At 62.1% G+C, this 17,125-nt stretch carries 20 protein-coding genes; 11 read left to right on the top strand and 9 right to left on the bottom strand.

The window, feature by feature from the left end:
- The first annotated feature begins 4 nt into the window (after nt 1-4).
- The 6 genes from LCM4576_RS03300 to LCM4576_RS03275 all read left to right on the top strand — a co-directional run bounded on the left by LCM4576_RS03300 (nt 5) and on the right by LCM4576_RS03275 (nt 4,907).
- Nucleotides 5-745 carry an SCO family protein gene (locus LCM4576_RS03300; protein ID WP_157901192.1) on the top strand — a complete coding sequence of 247 codons (741 nt, stop codon included), beginning with the start codon at nt 5-7 and terminating at the stop codon, nt 743-745.
- Nucleotides 742-1,695, top strand: a complete 954-nt coding sequence (gene coxB / locus LCM4576_RS03295) for a cytochrome c oxidase subunit II (RefSeq protein ID WP_071030507.1) — start codon at nt 742-744, stop codon at nt 1,693-1,695. Before LCM4576_RS03300 ends, coxB begins: the two co-directional genes overlap by 4 nt.
- Entirely contained in the window at nt 1,692-3,335 is a 1,644-nt protein-coding gene (ctaD, locus tag LCM4576_RS03290; RefSeq protein ID WP_071030506.1) for a cytochrome c oxidase subunit I, read from the top strand. Before coxB ends, ctaD begins: the two co-directional genes overlap by 4 nt.
- On the top strand, nt 3,332-3,967 hold the full coding sequence (locus tag LCM4576_RS03285; protein ID WP_071030505.1) for a cytochrome c oxidase subunit 3: 636 nt from the start codon (nt 3,332-3,334) through the stop codon (nt 3,965-3,967). Before ctaD ends, LCM4576_RS03285 begins: the two co-directional genes overlap by 4 nt.
- Nucleotides 3,964-4,212, top strand: coding sequence for a cytochrome C oxidase subunit IV family protein (locus LCM4576_RS03280; protein ID WP_071030504.1), 249 nt, complete (start codon nt 3,964-3,966; stop codon nt 4,210-4,212). Before LCM4576_RS03285 ends, LCM4576_RS03280 begins: the two co-directional genes overlap by 4 nt.
- A gap of 263 nt (nt 4,213-4,475) precedes the next feature.
- Complete coding sequence (locus LCM4576_RS03275; protein ID WP_040984377.1) at nt 4,476-4,907, top strand: hypothetical protein; 432 nt, start codon at nt 4,476-4,478, stop codon at nt 4,905-4,907.
- 437 nt (nt 4,908-5,344) lie between these two features.
- Here the strand turns inward: LCM4576_RS03275 and LCM4576_RS37475 are convergent, their stop codons facing one another.
- Nucleotides 5,345-5,479, bottom strand: a complete 135-nt coding sequence (locus tag LCM4576_RS37475) for a hypothetical protein (RefSeq protein WP_274534954.1) — start codon at nt 5,477-5,479, stop codon at nt 5,345-5,347.
- Nucleotides 5,479-5,700: a DUF2934 domain-containing protein gene (locus tag LCM4576_RS34415; RefSeq protein ID WP_071072083.1), complete on the bottom strand. Its 222-nt coding sequence runs from the start codon at nt 5,698-5,700 to the stop codon at nt 5,479-5,481. The genes LCM4576_RS37475 and LCM4576_RS34415 overlap by 1 nt, the downstream gene beginning before the upstream one ends.
- Before the next feature lie 163 nt (nt 5,701-5,863).
- Here LCM4576_RS34415 and LCM4576_RS03270 point away from each other — a divergent pair, with 163 nt between their 5' ends.
- Nucleotides 5,864-6,172 carry a hypothetical protein gene (locus tag LCM4576_RS03270; protein ID WP_041005856.1) on the top strand — a complete coding sequence of 103 codons (309 nt, stop codon included), beginning with the start codon at nt 5,864-5,866 and terminating at the stop codon, nt 6,170-6,172.
- Between the two features lie 134 nt (nt 6,173-6,306).
- Complete coding sequence (locus tag LCM4576_RS36730) at nt 6,307-6,696, top strand: hypothetical protein (RefSeq protein WP_131803207.1); 390 nt, start codon at nt 6,307-6,309, stop codon at nt 6,694-6,696.
- Between the two features lie 83 nt (nt 6,697-6,779).
- Here the strand turns inward: LCM4576_RS36730 and LCM4576_RS03260 are convergent, their stop codons facing one another.
- The 4 genes from LCM4576_RS03260 to LCM4576_RS03245 all read right to left on the bottom strand — a co-directional run bounded on the left by LCM4576_RS03260 (nt 6,780) and on the right by LCM4576_RS03245 (nt 9,904).
- Nucleotides 6,780-7,094, bottom strand: coding sequence for a hypothetical protein (locus LCM4576_RS03260; RefSeq protein ID WP_071030503.1), 315 nt, complete (start codon nt 7,092-7,094; stop codon nt 6,780-6,782).
- Nucleotides 7,095-7,196: 102 nt separating this feature from the next.
- Nucleotides 7,197-7,400, bottom strand: a complete 204-nt coding sequence (locus tag LCM4576_RS03255) for a hypothetical protein (protein ID WP_071030502.1) — start codon at nt 7,398-7,400, stop codon at nt 7,197-7,199.
- Nucleotides 7,401-7,454: 54 nt separating this feature from the next.
- Nucleotides 7,455-9,446 carry a protein-L-isoaspartate(D-aspartate) O-methyltransferase gene (locus tag LCM4576_RS03250; protein ID WP_071030501.1) on the bottom strand — a complete coding sequence of 664 codons (1,992 nt, stop codon included), beginning with the start codon at nt 9,444-9,446 and terminating at the stop codon, nt 7,455-7,457.
- Nucleotides 9,447-9,466: 20 nt separating this feature from the next.
- On the bottom strand, nt 9,467-9,904 hold the full coding sequence (locus LCM4576_RS03245; RefSeq protein ID WP_040984381.1) for a DUF2267 domain-containing protein: 438 nt from the start codon (nt 9,902-9,904) through the stop codon (nt 9,467-9,469).
- A 378-nt stretch (nt 9,905-10,282) separates the two neighbouring features.
- Between LCM4576_RS03245 and LCM4576_RS34410 the strand changes: the two genes are divergently transcribed.
- Nucleotides 10,283-10,633, top strand: coding sequence for a cytosine permease (locus LCM4576_RS34410; RefSeq protein ID WP_244508335.1), 351 nt, complete (start codon nt 10,283-10,285; stop codon nt 10,631-10,633).
- Between the two features lie 463 nt (nt 10,634-11,096).
- Here LCM4576_RS34410 and LCM4576_RS37470 read toward each other — a convergent pair whose 3' ends face one another.
- From LCM4576_RS37470 to LCM4576_RS03230, 3 genes are all read right to left on the bottom strand, one after another.
- On the bottom strand, nt 11,097-11,228 hold the full coding sequence (locus LCM4576_RS37470; RefSeq protein WP_274534953.1) for a hypothetical protein: 132 nt from the start codon (nt 11,226-11,228) through the stop codon (nt 11,097-11,099).
- Nucleotides 11,229-11,466: 238 nt separating this feature from the next.
- Complete coding sequence (locus LCM4576_RS03235; protein ID WP_116397866.1) at nt 11,467-12,873, bottom strand: HlyD family type I secretion periplasmic adaptor subunit; 1,407 nt, start codon at nt 12,871-12,873, stop codon at nt 11,467-11,469.
- Nucleotides 12,866-14,614: a type I secretion system permease/ATPase gene (locus LCM4576_RS03230; RefSeq protein ID WP_071030499.1), complete on the bottom strand. Its 1,749-nt coding sequence runs from the start codon at nt 14,612-14,614 to the stop codon at nt 12,866-12,868. The genes LCM4576_RS03235 and LCM4576_RS03230 overlap by 8 nt, the downstream gene beginning before the upstream one ends.
- A gap of 409 nt (nt 14,615-15,023) precedes the next feature.
- On the opposite strand from LCM4576_RS03230, the gene LCM4576_RS03225 reads away from it, so the two are divergent.
- Together LCM4576_RS03225 and LCM4576_RS03220 are read left to right on the top strand one after the other, a co-directional pair.
- Nucleotides 15,024-16,472: a calcium-binding protein gene (locus LCM4576_RS03225; protein ID WP_071030498.1), complete on the top strand. Its 1,449-nt coding sequence runs from the start codon at nt 15,024-15,026 to the stop codon at nt 16,470-16,472.
- Nucleotides 16,473-16,744: 272 nt separating this feature from the next.
- Entirely contained in the window at nt 16,745-16,975 is a 231-nt protein-coding gene (locus LCM4576_RS03220; RefSeq protein ID WP_040983669.1) for a hypothetical protein, read from the top strand.
- Nucleotides 16,976-17,125: the final 150 nt, after the last annotated feature.

Here is a 17,125-nt window from a genome sequence, read left to right as displayed (position 1 = left end):
CTTGTTGGCTGCGCTTTGTCTGCTCATCGCCGGCACGGCGTTTGCCGCCGAGCGACCAATCTTCGATCCGAAGCCCGGCGCTCAGCTCAGCCTCGAGCGCGAATTGGCCGATGCAAGCGGCCGAAAGCTGACGCTGGGCGAGGCGCTCGGCGGGCATCCGGCGCTCGTCATCTTCGGCTACGACAAATGTCCGAACCTTTGTGGCGTCACCCAGCAGGCGGTTGCGTCCGACCTGAAGAAGACATCGCTTCGCCCAGCGGATTACCGCGCGCTGTTCATTTCGATCGACCCGGATGAGACCTCCGCCGATGCCGCCGAGGCGCGAGACGAAGTCGCTTCCGCCGCGGGTCCGGCCGGCCTATCGGCCTGGCGTTTCCTGACCAGCCGCGGCGGCGCCGGCGCGGCGCTGGCCAATGAGGCCGGCATCACTTTCGACCGGCGCAAGGGCATCRACCAGTTCGTCCATCCGATCGCGGTCATTGCGCTGACACCGTCCGGCCGAATTTCGCAGGTGCTGCCGGCGCTGACCTTCACGCCGCGCGATCTTCAGCTCGCGCTGGTCGAAGCGTCGGCCAACAAGCTCGGGTCGATTGCCGATCACGTCTTCCTGTTCTGCGCCGGGTTCGACAGTTCCAAGGGCCAGTACACGCCAGCCATCTGGGTGGCGCTGAAAGCGGCCAGCCTGGCCACATTGCTCGGCCTCGCCGCTATCGTGCTCTGGCAAACGCGCAGGAGGGCACGGTGAATTTCGGCGTCCCCTTCTTCCCTCAGGAAGCATCGTCCGAAGCTGGCCATGTCGATGCGTTGTTTTACACGCTGCTCGTTTTCTCAGCCGTTCTCGGACTGACGCTCTCCGGCCTGGTTGTCGGCTACGCCGTGAAATATCGGGTCGGCTCGAAAGCGGATCGCACCGGACAGYGTTCCCGCACCATGTGGCTCGAGATGAGCTGGACCGCCGCCAGCCTGATCATCGCCTTCATCTTCTTCGGCTGGGGCGCAGTGCTTTTCGTTCGCCGCGATCATCCGCCGGCGGACGCGCTGGAGATCACGGGGCTGGGCAAACAGTGGATGTGGGAGTTCAGGCAACCCGGCGGCCAGCGTGAGATCAACGAATTGCACGTTCCGGTCGGCAAGCCGGTCGTGGTGTCGCTCGCCTCGCAGGACGTCATCCATTCCTTCTACGTGCCGGCTTTCCGCATCAAGCAGGACGCAGTTCCCGGCCGCACGACACATATCTGGTTCATCGCCACCGAGCCGGGCCGCTATCACTTGTTCTGCGYCCAATATTGCGGCACGCAGCATTCCGAAATGGGCGGCTGGGTGACGGCGATGGCGCCCGAGCAATATGCCGCGTGGCTGAACAGCCAGGGCGAAGGCGAGACGCTTGCCGCGAGCGGCGAGAAACTGTTTCGCGCGCTTGGCTGCTCCGGCTGTCATGGCGCGAGCAGCAAAGTGAGGGCGCCGTCGCTGGATGGCATCTTCGGCCGGCCGGTGGCGCTCGACAACCAGCAGACGGTCATAGCCGACGAGCGCTATTTGCGCGACTCCATCCTCAACCCGAAGAAGGAGATCGCCGCCGGCTACGAGCCGGTCATGCCGAGCTTCGACGGCCTGATCGACGAAKGCGAACTGCAGATGCTGCTTGCCTATCTGAAGTCGCTTTCGCCACAACCGACAGCTGGAGCCAGGCCATGAGCAACGCGGCGATGCCTGGYACCTATCTGGCGGAAGGCAGCGGGCCTCGCGCCTGGCTGCTGACCACCGACCACAAGCGCGTCGCATGGCTCTATCTGGCCTCGCTGACGGCCTTCTTCTTCCTCGGCGGCGCCATGGCGGTGCTGATGCGCATCGAGCTGGCGACACCGGCCGGCGATCTTGTCTCCGATGACACCTACAACCGGCTGTTCTCGCTGCACGGCATCATCATGGTCTGGTTCTTCCTGGTGCCGTCGATCCCGGCGACGCTCGGCAATTTCCTTTTGCCGCTRATGATCGGCGCGCGCGACCTCGCTTTCCCGCGGCTGAACCTCGCCAGCTGGTACGTCTTCATCTTTGGCAGCCTGTTCGCGCTGTTTGCGGTGGTGGCCGGCGGCGTCGATACCGGCTGGACGTTCTACACGCCGCTGTCGACGCTCTATGCCAACGGCTTCGTCTCGACGGCGGCGTTCGGCGTCTTCATCGTCGGCTTCTCGACGATCATGACCGGCATCAATTTCATCGTCACGGTGCACACGCTGCGGGCGCCGGGGCTCACCTGGTTCCGCTTGCCGATCTTCGTCTGGACGCTCTACGCCACCAGCCTGGTGATGGTGCTGGCAACCCCGGTGCTCGCCGCCTCGCTGATCCTGATCGTGCTGGAGCGCGTGTTCGGCATCGGCATCTTCAATCCCGATCTCGGCGGCGATCCGCTGCTCTTCCAGCACCTCTTCTGGTTCTACTCGCACCCGGCCGTCTACATCATGATCCTGCCCGGCATGGGCGTAGTGTCGGAGGTCTTGCCCTGCTTTAGCCGCCGACCGCTGTTCGGCTACAAGGCGGTGGCGATGTCGTCGATGGCGATCGCCGTCTTCGGCTTCCTGGTCTGGGGCCACCACATGTTCGTCAGCGGGCAGTCGGCCTATGCCGGCGTGGTGTTCTCGTTCCTGTCCTTCTGCGTCGCCATTCCGTCGGCGATCAAGGTCTTCAACTGGAGCCTGACGCTGCGCAAGGGCGAGATCAGCTTCGAGGCGCCGATGCTCTATGCGTTGTTTTTCCTTGGACTGTTCACCTTCGGCGGATTGGCCGGGCTCTTCCTTGCGGCGTTGGCCGTCGATGTCCATGTCCACGATACCTATTTCGTCATCGCGCATTTCCATTACATCATGGTCGGCGGCATGGTGACGGCGTATATGGCCGGCCTGCATTTCTGGTGGCCGAAGATGACCGGCCGCCTGTATTCRGAAACGTCGGCGCGAATTGCAGCGACCGTGACCTTCGTCGGCTTCAATCTCACCTTCTTCCCGCAATATGTGCTGGGCTTCAACGGCATGCCGCGGCGCTATCATACCTATCCGCCTGAGTTCCAGTTCTGGAACGTGTTGTCCTCGGCCGGCGCGGTGGTGCTGGCGATCGGCTATTTGATGCCGTTGTTCTATCTCGGCTGGTCGCTGTTTCGCGGCGCCCGCGCGCCCGATAATCCATGGAACGCCACCGGGCTCGAATGGCAGACAAGCTCGCCGCCACCGCCGCATAATTTCGAGACCATGCCGGTCGTGACCAGGCCGGCCTATGCGTACGACATGAAGGGGCTCGAGCATGAGCGCTTCAGCCCGCACCGGGAGGAGGCGGCGCAATGAGCGGCACCGAGAGCGTCGCTTTCGACACACCCCGGCGCGAGCGGCGCGCCGATAATTTTGCGATGTGGGTGTTCATCGGCTCGGAGGCGATGCTGTTCGGTGCGATCTTCCTGGTTTTCCTCGTCGCGCATGTCGATTTCGGCCCCGCTTTCGCCGCCGCCTCGAAACATCTTTCTCTGCCGCTGGGCACCTTCAACACGGCGGTCTTGATCACCAGCAGCTTCACCATGGCATCAGCGCATAGGCTTGCACTCCATAGACGTTGGCGTGCGACGATCTGGGCGCTGGCCGCGACCGCGGCGCTGGGCGTGTGCTTCCTGGTCGTGAAGGGGATCGAATACGGCAAGGAGATCAGCGAGGGACTGGCGCCGCTTCTCGGCCTGCCGTTCCGCTATGCCGGGCCGGATCCCGTGCACGCCGAATTCTTCTTCGGCCTCTATTTCACGATGACCTCGCTGCATGCGCTGCACCTGATCGGCGGCATCGTCGTCATCGCGGGAATGATCGCGCTCTGGCGGACCGCCAGCCCTGCCAATCGGCTGCGCCGGGTGGTGGCCGTCGGCCTCTACTGGCATTTCGTCGACATCATCTGGGTGTTCATGTTCCCCGTTCTTTATCTGATCAACCGATGAGCGAACTGCGCAAACTCACCTTCGGCTATCTCGGGCTGCTCGCGCTGCTGGCGCTGACGGTCGGCTCATCCTTCGTCGATCTCGGCGGATTCAACGTCGCGCTCAACCTGGCGATCGCCGCCGCGAAGGCGATCCTGATCGCCATGCTGTTCATGCATCTGACCGGCACGTTGCCGCGGCTGGYCGTCGCGGCAGCCGGGCTTTGGCTCATCATCCTGTTCGGGCTGACGCTGATCGGACGATGAGCGGTAAGGCGGTGCCCTACGATCTAGCTGAACCCTGCAATCCGTTCGATCTTCACGCTCTATCTCATCCTCGCGAAGGCTGCTCTGGAACATAGAAGATCGCTCGCAGTTTGGGTTTCGCTGCAGATGCCTAATGGGCGTCTGGTGAGATCGGTGGCAACACCTGATCGGGCCGCGTCTGTCCCGCAGGCGTGGGCTTCATGCCCCGGCAGGATCTGCCGTGCGCTGTGCAGATGTCGCCGCCACAACCACAGGAGACAGCAATGAAGCATCAAACCTCATATGAACTACAATCAGTGGCCGTCGTCGACCGGCTTGGATTGGTTCCTCTGGCAACAAGAGCGCAGCGGATCGAGCGGTGGGCGGAATTGCTCGAGCGAAATCCTCTGCGGTGCCTCTCGGCCCTCACGGGAACCGAATATGTCGATCCTGAAGTTCGCGAACGGGTGCGGGCGGACGGGTCCCCGCTCGCGGTTGCGTTCGATGATCCGCTGCTGCGCGCGGCCGGATTGCAATCGGATACCTATGGAGAGGCGAAGCGCTTTTTCGAACTCTCCGATTGGCAGTTGCATGACGTCGTCTGCAGCTGCCATGCGGGAGCGACGATGCAGGCCAACTGGGCTGCGGCGCGGGTCCGCAGGCTGATAAACGGCAACCGGTTCTTCGCTTGGCTCAGAAGCCGCCTCTTGCACTGAAGCTCGTCACCGGCGAACGCAGGTCGCCGGYGGCACAGTGCCCACGACGCCGCGCCGATATCAGTGCGTCTGACACATGGACGTTTCGTCCATGCGCATCGATCGGATCAGGCCGCATGGAACGATTCCGCAGGCCCGCAGTTCGGCGCCCGGGCGGGGTAGGCCGGAAACCATGACCTGACATCGTATGGCCAAGCCTCCAGATACGATAACGAGCGGGAAAATGCCAAACGTGTTCGCGATCTCGCGCAAAGAGCCGGTATTCCAAGCGGATTGGCCTTGGCTCTCATCCTGAAATACGGCAATCACCCGAGCGCACTCGACCGCGAGGCCGCCAAGCTGAAGCGGGAAGCGGAGAACACCGGGAATTGATCATCCGGTGTCTCGCTGGCAAGGCGGTACGGCCGATACCGCCAAGCGGTGGATAGCCCTTGTTCTCAGCCATTCTGGTCTATGGCGTGCGGCGAGGGTTGCTGGCTGCCGCCTGGACGTCTGCTGTTCTGGTCCGCCCAGACCCAGATGGCGACCAGAGCGATCACCAGAATGCCGAGTGCAATTATGATACGACGCATCAGCGGGCCGACACGCTTCCGCCGCCTGGCCTGTTGGCGGCCGGGTCAGAGCCGACGCCAACGGCGGGATCTGGCGCCACTGGACCACGCTCGGCTTCCGAGCTTTCCGACTCGATCTCCTGCACGGCTTGGTCCCAGTGTTCCTGTTCGCGTCCCTCGGGGCGACCTTCCCGTTCCCAGATCTCGTGGGCGCGTTGGCGAATCCGTTCTTCCCTGTCCATGATGAACCTCCTTCGCTTGGTGCCTGAACCGGCGCTGTTGCGCCTAATCGGGTGGCAGTGGGTTTGTTCCGTCACGGTTGGGTTTGGAGGCGCTTTCGGGAACGTCGCCGTCGCGCCGGTGTTATCCCAGGTGTTATCCATTGACGTAAACTGGAGATGAGTGATGGACGACGATCGGAACCGCCGCGAGACCGGCGCCACGAAATATCCTGTCAATACCGGTCCGGATCCCGCCGACCAATTTTCGCAGGATGCCGCCGAGAACGAAAAGCCTCGCGAGGGCATGGGTCTTACCCGGCGACAAGGTGAGGTAGAGGACAAGACCCGTCAATCCGAGGGCCGCAACCCACCGCGCCGGCCCAACCCAGCTACCGGAAAGAGTTCGGGAGCCGGCTCGGTGGCCGTCGAGCATTCCGGGGATGCCAAGGCGCACAGGCGCGGCCGTCAGCCCGGCGCCCATGTGGCGGAATGAGCGGAGCCCGGCGCATGGAACATAGCTTTGACTTCCAAGTTCGGTAGCRCCGTCCGCCGGCGTCCCTGCATCCCGGCGGTGGATTGTGAGACCCCGGAATTACCCGGGGTTGCGGCAAGCACGGCGGACCGACGATGAACGGAACAGCTTCAAGCGGACATTTCCACAAATGGACGGGCGCGGTGGCGTGCCGTTCATCCAATTGGCGCCGATCGAAGGCATGCCTGGTTTTGCCTGTAAGTGTCCTGGCAGGTTTTCTCTGCGTCCCTGCATCGGCGCACCAAGCCCCGGCAGGCTGGCAGTACGATCCTTCCTGCTGCGCCGGGGTGGATTGCTACCAGGCCCCGCCCTCGGATGTGAAGGAGACGAAATACGGCTACCAACTCTCGACCGGGGAACTGATCCCCTACACCGATCACCGCATCAAGCGATCCCGAGACGAATATTTTCATGAATGCAAGCCGGGCGGCGACGCCGGATCGCAGCACTCCTTCTGCCTCTATGTTCCGGACCGAGGAATGTAAGCCGGAACGGCCTGACCGCGAGATCGTGAGCGAAGAAAGGCCCGCCGTCCAGGCGGGCCTTTCGCCTGCGCGAAGGCGAGGGCCTACTTGTTGCAATTCTGCATGTTGGATGTGGTGTTGCCACTAGCGGTGTTGTTGTCGATGTCGTTGCCGGCGGCGTCCTTGCATCGATCGCTGGACCCGTTGGGCTTGGTCGTGGTGCTGTTTGTGGCGTTTGGATCGACCTTGCCGCCATTGCCGTTATTGTTGCCGGTGCCCGTCATGGTGCCTGTGCCATTGGTGCCCGTCGTGGCACCGGTCCCGTTACCGCCGGTTCCGGTGCCCGAGCCGCCGGATTGTGCCATTGCGGATGTGGCGAGGATGATTGCGACGGCCGAAGCCGAGAGAAGCTTAATCATGGGGAGTCTCCTGTTTGATCGCCCGATTGCGATGTGAGTCAAACAAGAGATTCCAGCCGTTGTTCCAGTTTACCTGTCTGTGGGCATGAGGAACAATTGAGGTTATTTGTTCGTGCGGACTTTCTGGCGCGGGTTGATTCCGCCTGCCGAGGTGGTGTCGTTTTCGACATCTCCCTCGACCGTGTTCTCACCATGCTCCAATTCGTCGCCTTCCTTGATGGTGCCCTTGGAGGTGCCGATGCCGGGATCGTTCCCCATGTCGGCGTCGCTCGGTTTTTTCGATTTCGGGTGCTGGTTTCCGCTCATGGCTGTTCCTCGCTGTATCTTTCCGAACCGGAGGCGGCGCCGAATGTTCCGGCGTCAAACGCCGAACGGATAGGTTTCGGGCACGCCTTCAGCGGCGTGCCCGGGGCCGAGCGGCGTGACGGCGCTGGTTTCATCKAACCAGACGAAGGCGTCGAACTGCCGGGCCAACGAAGCGTCGGCATAGTGGCTGTGCAATTCGGTCTCCGGCCGGTAGATCACGCCGATGAAGCGCTCCAGACGGCGCTCGGTCAGACGGTCGCGCAGCTTCGGGTCGCGCCCGAGGTCGAGCAGGAACCGGTCGATGCCGGCGTCGTGGCAGAGCCGCTCGTAGCTGTCCTCGCGCGAAGGCCGCACCGACTTGATTTCCATCTCACCGTCCCAGTCGGTTGCCGCGGCGACTGTGCCTGCATGCGTGCCGAAGCCGATGAGTGCGGCGGCATCGCCGAAGCGCTGCCGGCAGAGCTGGCCGATATTCACTTCCTCGCGCGAGATTCCCATTTCGGTGTAACGCGCATCGCCGATGTGGGAATTGTGCGCCCACACCACGGCTTTGGCGTTCGGTCCCCGCGCGTCGAGAATGTGTTCCAGCGTTTCGARCATATGCGTGTCGCGCAAATTCCAGGATTGCGATCCGCCGTAATACATAGTGCGGTAATAACRCTCGGCGGAGGCAATGAGCCGCGCGTTCTGCGCGGCGTCGAAAAGGTCCTCGCCGTCCTGGCCGGCATGGTCGAGCTGCCTTGCAAGCATGTCGCGGCATTGTTCGAGGACCGCTTCCTCGCATTCGCGATAGCCCTTGGTCAGCGCGGCCCGGGCATAGGTCGACGGTTCGGTCTGCCACGGCGTCAGGCAGCCATAGCGCTCCCGCGCAACTCTTGCCGCTTCCGGGTCAACGCGGTCGAGATAGTCCAGGACGGCGGCGATCGAGCCGCGCATGTTGTAGATATCGAGGCCATAGAAGCCTGCTTGCGGCTGGAATGCCTTGACCCTGTCATTGTGCTCGCGCAGCCATTCCACGAATGCCGCGACGTCGGTGTTGCGCCACATCCAGGTTGGAAAGCGCTGGAACGGCCGAGCGGCGCCAGGCGAGGCGCCGCGGCCGCGGACATAGCGGTCGATCGCGGCGGCATCGGGCCAATCGGCCTCGACCGCGACGATCGTGAAGCCATGCCTCTCGATCAGCCTTCTGGTGATCGCCGCGCGCGCCCGGTAGAATTCGGACGTGCCGTGGCTGGCCTCGCCGAGCAGGACGGCCCGCCGGTCCGCAAACCGGTCGAACGCTTCGGCGAAGCGGGGGTCGTCGAAGTCCAAAAGCGGCTCGGCCGCCGCCGCGATCATCTCCGGCAGGCTGTGCGGGCGGGCAAGCGGTATCGTGCGGGCAATCCGTGGGCGGCTTTCCTCCCGCCAGCCCTGTTCGCCGATCAACGGGACGAAGCGCACCCCGCCGAAATCCTCCTCGCTGTAAGTCGATGCGCCGGTGCGGGTTACCTTGAGCAGCCGCTGCTCGTCGGCATCGTCGCCGACCGGAATAACCAGCCTGCCGCCGACATCGAGCTGTTGCTGCAAGGCCAGCGGCGCACCCGGTCCGCTCGCAGCCACCACGATGGCATCGAAGGGCGCCGCTTCGGGCCAGCCCCTTGTGCCGTCGCCGGTCCGCACTTCGATGTTGCCATAGCCAAGGTTTTGGAAACGCCGCCGCGCGACTTCGGCCAGCGCCGCATGGCGTTCGATCGTGTAGACATGGTCGACGACGCGGCTCATGACCGCGGCTGCGTAGCCAGATCCGGTGCCGACTTCGAGCACCTGGTCGCCGGGGCGGATCTGTGCCATTTCCAGCATGAAGGCGACGATGTAGGGCTGCGATATGGTCTGCCCTTCCGCGATCGGCAACGGTCCGTCTTCATAGGCGAATTCCTCGTAGCCAGGTTCGACGAAGGCTTCGCGCGGAACCTCGCGCATCGCCGCCAGGATCTCCCTGTCACGGATGCCGCGACGACCGAGATGAACGTCGACCATGCGGCGGCGCTCTCGCGAAAGATCAAGCACCGGAATTCCCTCCGTCCCGCCTATGCGCCGACGCTGCCCGGCCAAAGCGTCTGAATGTCGCTGGGCAGGGCGGCGCGCACCTTGGCYGATTGGCCGAGATCGACATGATGGACAAGTGTCTTGAATACCGCGCGCGCCGCATCRCCGGGATCGACCGGGCGCGTGGCCTTCAATGCGTCCGCAACCGGGTCCAGAAACTCGTCGATAGATCGGTCGCGGTTTGGCTGATCGGACGGGTTGTACTGATCGTAATAGGCTCCGCGGATCAGGAGCGGCAACTCGGCGGCGAGATTGGCTCCCAGATCCGGCGGCAGCCTGTCRCGCAAGGTCCGCAGGACGACGCCGAGGGTATGCCACGCCAACTGCCGATCGGGCCCGAGATCATCCATGATCTCCTTCAGCCAGATATTGGTGGTCTGTATCGTCTTGTCGAAAACGTCGAGGCCATTAGAGCTCATCATCGCCTCCAGATGAGAAAAATGCCCACACGCCCATCGAAGACAGAACACGCTACCGGAGTTATTGTTTCGTCCGTTTGGCAATGTTTTGATTGGCTGCCCGGAAATTCTGGAAACCGTCCTCATCGGCAGAGGCGCCAGAGTCTGCTTTCAGCCCAACACCCCGCAAGTTGGCGTACCGCTTCCGGCCCAAATCGGGACATTTGCCGACGGGTCAAAGCGGCGTCACTACCTAGCATCAGGAGGCACATGCTAGCTGACAGGCGAAGGCTGGAGGTCATCGACCATCTGCGTCGAGAACAGATTGCCGGCGGYGTGCCGGATGTCAGTTGCGAGCGCTCGGGCCGTCACGCAACGCGATTGACCCAGGAGGGTGCAATGACGAAGACCACGGACATCGATACGCTCGATGAAGTCGACCACGTCCTTGGCGAAGAATACGAGCACGAACCCGTTCCCATTTCCGCCAGGCGGAGCACGTTTTCGGTGACGACCGTCTGGATCGGGTTCCCGATGATCATTACAGGAGCGATGACCGGATCCATCCTTGTGCTCGGCATGGGGTTCCGCAACGCGCTCTGGGCGATGGGGATCGGCAACCTCATCATGTTCGCTTACGTCGGCGCGCTCGGCCTTCTGGGGACGCGGCGCGGCATCAACTTCTGTGCCATATGGACCGACGGCCCGGCAGCCGCCGTCGGGTGTGCGGCGTGCGATCGCCGGGCCTAACCGGGCAGTTGTGAGTCCAGCCGGCTGACCGCATCATATAAGGTGAATCTAATATTTCGTCATGCGAACAGGGGAAAGCCGCGCACCGACCCATGACTTGAACTGATTAGTCCTAAACTGGYCGAGAAGCGCTCCAGACTTTGCACGAGACCGCAATTGCCGAAATGACTTACGGCAAGCTCCAAGATACCTGACGGTCCCGGTCCGTGATGGAGCCCATAAGCCGGTATTGTGTCAGCTCCTACTGATGGACGTCCCATAGTTAGCACGCCCTGGCGCCCTGCTGCCGGCTGGTTCAAACGTCCTTCGTTCGGATGGCGATTACTTTAGCATAGGCCGATATAAGAATATCAGCCGGCGTCCTGTATCTAGTCCGTGCCCCCGCCGGTCAGGCCCGGCTCGTGGGCACCCCCCGCTTCGAGCCGGGCCGCTCACCGATCGGTTGGTCCCCGTTTGCGGTTGGCTATYGGTTTTGCCGGTCTTCGCGCACAACGTTGTAGAGAAGCAGTCCAGCCATCAAAGACACGACGGCGCCCACCATGTCGTGGCCGGTCAGCCCCGAATAATACACGAACGCAAATGCCAACTCGGCCATGGGTCCACCTGAGCGCGCGATACTTGGTGAGAGAACCCTTAGAGCAAGCTAATGTTCCTGACGGTCAGCGCCAATGCAGGCAACATGGCGTCCGGCCGTTGTTTGATCGGGCGGTTTCGCGTCTGGGCCGAACCATTCACGCAAGCGGRCTCGGGTTCACGACGGCGGATTCATGCGCCCACAACCGGCTACCGCTCGGCCGTCCCTTCGGAAACGCCGGACTGCATCCTGGACTTGCCTATCGGAAAGCGCGTGACATCTGGTCGGTGAGCGGCTTCAGCAGATAAGACCAGACACTGYGTTGGCCTGTGCTTATATGAACCTCGGCCGGCATGCCGGGCTTGAGCACCTTCGTATCCCTCAGGCAACCGGTCTTGTTCTCGACGCTGATGCGTGCCGAGAAATAGGAGAGCTGGCGCTGCGGGTCCTTGATCAGGTCCGCGGAAATCCACTTCACCGCGCCCTGGCATGCGGGCGTCGTGCCGGCATCGAAGGCCGGGAAGCGGATCGAGACCGGTCGACCTGGCTGAATGTCATCCACCCGCGCAGGCGGAATGAGCGCGTCCACGACAAGATTGTCCRCATCGGGGACAATCGTCATCAGCAGTTCCCCGGGAGCGATTACGCCGCCGATCGTGTGGACGGTGGATTGCTGTATCGTTCCCGATTGGGGGGCGCGGATTTCAGTTTTGGTGAGCTCGTCCTGAGCCACGATCCTGCGTTCGTCGAGCTCGGTCCGCTTGGCTTCGGTTTCGCGCAGCTCCTTTGTCACTTCGCTGCGCCTTTGCTCGTCGAGCTGCAGAACCTGCAACTCGGTTTCGGTGATCTTGACCTGCGCTTCCGCGACGGCCGCCGCCAGCCGTCCGGACTCGCCTTTGGCCCGTGTCGCGTCCAATCTGACGTTGCTGAGCCTCTCCTTCGAAACCAGTTTCTTGGAATAGAGAGCATCCACATCGGTGAGGTCGCGGCCCARCAAGGCCGCGGATTCGTCCATCGCGGCCTGCTGTGCCTTCAGGCCTTCGAGCTGTCGCTGGATCTGCTCGGTCTGGCTGCGAAGAAGCGTCTTTTGGCCGGCCAATTCCGAAGCTCGCGTTTGGAGCAAGGCGCGCTCGCCGTCGACCAGCGCCACCACGCTTGGCTTGTTCATCTCCGCTTGAAGAGCGGCTGGAAGCTRCATTGTCGTCAGCCMCTGTCGCTCCGCCTCGAGACGGGCAAGCCGCGCTGTGGCGCGATCGAAATCCTCGCTGATGATCTGGAGGTTTGCGCGTGCCAGCGTGTCATCCAGCCTGACCAACACGTCGCCCGCCCGGACATGATCGCCATCCTGCGCAAAGATGCCGCTGATCGTGCCGCCGGCCTGGTGCTGCACCTTCTTGGTGTTGCTTTCGACCACCACGGTCGCGGGGGCGATCACGGCGCCGGCGATCTYGGTCAAGCCGAGCCACAGCCCTCCGCCAACCACCAGCAGGCAAGTCACCGCCAGGCCGAGAGCCAGGCTCGGGCCGAGGCTGCCGGGCGGCTTGAGCGTGTTCGCGCCCGGGGAGAGCGAAACAGCACCGAAGCCAGCATAGGAGCGCAGGTCCGCAAACAGGCGAGGCAGGACGTCACGGATGTCCGGCACGAAGCGAGGCAGGACGTCACGCATGTCCGCTTACACCTCTCTGGGTCGGAATGATCGGACGATGGGTGGCGGGAACGGGTGGTCGCGTCATGCTCGACAAGACCTCCTCGCGGGAGCCAAAGGAGCGGACCATGCCGTTGGCCAGCACCAAGACCTGGTCGATGTTGGTGAGAGCGGACGGGCGGTGCGCGACAACGATCACGATGCCTCCGCGTTGACGGACAGCCAGAATCGCTCCGGYGAGTGCCGCGTCACCTTCGACATCAAGGTTCGAGTTAGGCTCGTCCAGAACAACCAGGAACGGCTCGCCATAGAGCGCCCTGGCGAGGCCGATCAATTGTCTCTGGCCTGCCGACAGGGCCCTGCCTCCTTCGCCGATGCGGGTTTGGAAACCCTCCGGCAGATGCATGATCATCGAATAGACGCCTGCTGCTCTCGCGGCTGCGAGCACGCCCTTGGGGTCGCTCTTGCCGCCGAACCTCGAGATGTTGTCCGCCACGGTTCCATCGAAAAGTTCAACGTCCTGCGGCAGATAGCCGATATGAGCGCCGAGCGAATGCGGCGCCCACTGATCGAGAGGGGCCCCGTCCAGCCTTACTTTGCCATTGAGCGGCTTCCAGGCGCCGACCAAGGCTCRCACCAGCGTCGTCTTCCCGGAACCGCTTGGGCCCACGATGGCCATGCCCGCGCCGCTGGACAGCTGGAAACTTACATCTAGCACGGTCGGCTTGGGCGTGCCGGGCGGCGCCACCGTCAGCCTCTCGACAGTCAGCCGCGTTTGCGGCCGGGGCAATTCCAAGGGCTCGACCGGGTCTTCGAACGAATCCAACATAGCCTTGAGYTGGAAATAGCTGTGCCTTGTCGCCAGGAAGCCTTTCCAGTTTGCGATCGCCRCATCGACCGGAGCAAGCGCGCGGCCCAGCAAGATCGATGATGCGATGATCACGCCGGGGGATGCTTCGCCGCCAATGACCAGATAGGCGCCGAGGCCCAGCACTGAAGACTGCAGCGCCATCCTCAGCGCCTTCGACAATGAACCGGTCCCTCCGATGATGTCGGAGAGCCGCTCCTGATGCGCCAGGTAGCTATGAACGATATCGCTCCAGCGCCCGGCCAGTCTGGAGGAGAGGCCCATCGCGTGGACGACCTCCGCATTGCGGCGGCCGGACTCGGCAAGAGCGCGCTGCGAGATCATCGCTTCGGATGTCAGCCTGGCGGGCCCGCGGCCGAAGATCTCCGCCACCGCGGTCAGCGCCACCACAGCAAGGGCGCCGATCGTCGCCAATGCGCCAAGCGACGGGTGCAGCAGATAAATGACCAGCAAATAGAAGGGAATCCAGGGCGCGTCGAATATGACGGTCGGCCCGGATCCCGAAAGGAAGCCACGCAGGTGATCAAGGTCCCGCAGCGGATTGAGCCTGTCCGCCTCCCGCCCCGCCTTGAGTGGCAAAAGCACCGATATCGCGAACGCCCTTTGATGAAGATTTCTGTAGAGCCGGCTGGCAATGCGGACCAACAGGCGAAGCCGCACGAAGTCGAGCAGCCCGTAGGCCGCGTAAAGGCCCAGCATTCCAATCGTTAACCCGACGAGGGTCGGAACGCTCTGGGACGGCAGCACCCGATCATAGACCTGAAGCATATAGAGAGACCCGGTCAGCGCCAGGAGGTTTGTCACCGCTGAAAAAAGCCCAACCCCGAACAAGCCCTGAGCGCAGTCCGACATTGCGATCCGTAAAAGGGAGGAGGATTCTTGCTTGCTCTTCATTTGCCTTCTGATTTTTCACGCGGATAGCCGCGCGGCTTTGTTGGCGCTGCCCGAGATGRGAAACTTTGACTGCATGGATATGCCTRGTCCGAGCGATTGCCGGACGTGAAGCGTCGCTAATGTAGCCTACTTTAATCCAAATGAAGCGAAATCGTGACCCCTGTGCCAAAACGGGGCAGTAAATCGGTGGAAAGTGGGGATAATGTCAGGAGAAAATTTTCATAATATCACGACCGACGAAGCGAGATTTGACTGAAAACATTGAGCTTTTCTTGAAGGGCGCCGAGGAAGGAGCGGAACCCGATCACTTATTTTGACCGGTGAAACCGGTATGTGATTTCTGTCTAATATACCTTTCGTCTAGGCAAGCCGTGCAGGGGGCGTTRCCGAATTACAAGAAGGAACAAGTATGGCAACTTTGCACTATGCATCGGGCGGTTCGGCCGCCGAGGTTGCAACAGCCGGATTCAATCTGGTCGACGTTCAGTACCTTTCCCAGGTGAACGCGCTTCCCGACGGAATGAAGGGATTGGTCTATCTCAGCGCCCATGATGGCGTCACCCAGTCGTTCATCGACAAGGTCACTCCATTCCTCAACAATTCGAAGGTTTTCGGATTCTTCCTGATGGACGAGCCGGATCCGACCGGAAGATGGGGAACTTATGCGAGCGCTGAAAACCTGAAGGCGGAATCGGACTGGATCCACTCGCATTTTCCGGGCGCGAAGACCTTCATCACGATGATGAATATGGGGTCTTCCACCAATCCGGATTTCACCAACACCTACAATCCCGCAAACACCGGTATCGATTATTACGGTCTTGACCCCTATCCGGTGCACACCGGCACAACCAGCGTCGACTACGACATGATCGACAGGGCCGTGGCCGCGGCCGTGAAGTCCGGTATCCCGATCGACAAGATCATTCCCGTCTACCAGACCTTCGGCGGCGGCGGCTGGGAAACCGACACGGGCGGAAAGCACGTCATGCCCACCACGTCGCAAATGCAGACGATGATGGATCACTGGGCCAAGCTCGTGCCGTCGCCGGCGTTCGACTACGCTTATGCGTGGGGCTCCCAGAACGGCGACACCGCGCTTGAGAATTCACCGGAGCTGCAGGCGTTGTTCCGGCAGCACAATGCCAGCTCGACCTCGTCGGCGCCGCCGGCGACCACAGAGCCGACACCGCCAACCTCCGAGCCTGCTCCGACAACATCAGACGCGACGCCGCCGACGACGAGCACAGATCCTTCCCACAACGATCATGTAATCCATGGCGGTAAGGGCAACGACACTTATCATATCAACAACGCGCATGATAAAGTCATGGAAGCCAACGGTGGCGGCTTCGACAAGGTGATGGCATCGGTAAGCTATGCTCTGTCCGCCGGCTCGCATGTCGAGCAGCTTTCCACCTCCAGCACGCGCGGCAAGGCCGCTATCGATCTGACGGGCAACGAGTTCGGCCAGACGATCCTCGGCAACAACGGCGATAACAAGATAAATGGCGGTGGCGGGTCTGACCTGTTGAAGGGCTATGGCGGACACGATGCCTTCGTGTTCGACACGGCGCTTGGAAAGTACAACATCGACAAGATCGCCGATTTCGATGTCTCTCGGGACAAGATCTATCTCGACCACGGCATATTCGCCGGGCTTCAGAAAGGCGCGCTCGCAACCGGCGATTTCCATACCGGTCGCAGCGCACATGATGCGAGCGATCACATCATCTACAACAGCGCGACAGGAGCGCTGTCCTTCGACAGCGACGGGATCGGCGGCCATGCRCAGGTCCAGTTTGCCAGTCTCTCGCCACATCTGCACCTGGGCGAGAACTCCTTTCTTGTGACCTGACAGGAGGCTTACCGATAGGAGCGCCCGGCGCTCCTATCGGCCTGGCTCGGAAACCGGCCTCCATGCCATTCCTGGAACTTGCAAAACCAACAGGGCTTGGCCCGTTGGCCTCTCCTCTGCGGTCTTCAGTTGCCGCTTGCCGGACCGAATCCCAACTAAGTCAACTCTCGCGTGTGCCGCTTGCCTGGCTCCCGCCTTTTTCTCGAATCTGCGGGAACATTTTCCGGCGATCGAGGTTTCACAGGCCTGGGACAAGGGCGCGGGAGGATGACATGCCGAGCTACGAGGTCGAGGAGATTTTCGCCGGAAAGGTGATTGTCTCGCACAAGATCGTCGCGCCAACGCCCTTCCGGGCCGCAAAGATTGCAACCAATCGGGACGTTACCCTGCGAAATTCCGAGGTTCGATGGATACGGGTCTTTGAGGAAGACCGACGGCACCGGGCGTATGAATACACCGTCATTGAGCGACCGCAGTTTGTATCGCGCGCTGGGCCGTCATAGAGCCTCGGCGCCCGGCCAGCTTTCTCTATTTTCCCCATCCGATAGCGAGAGATCTCGCGTCCAGCAGCAGTAAACCGCTGGGAGATTCGCGTCGAACCCGCATCGGTTTCCGACACCCACTTCCCTGATCACTACGCGGAACCGGCTGGT

The sequence above is a fragment of the Mesorhizobium sp. LCM 4576 genome (assembly GCF_001854815.1).
GTDB classification, from domain to species: Bacteria; Pseudomonadota; Alphaproteobacteria; order Rhizobiales; family Rhizobiaceae; genus Mesorhizobium; species Mesorhizobium plurifarium.
The sequence above is the reverse complement of the archived record's forward strand: the minus strand, read 5'-3'. Positions and strand labels throughout refer to the sequence as shown.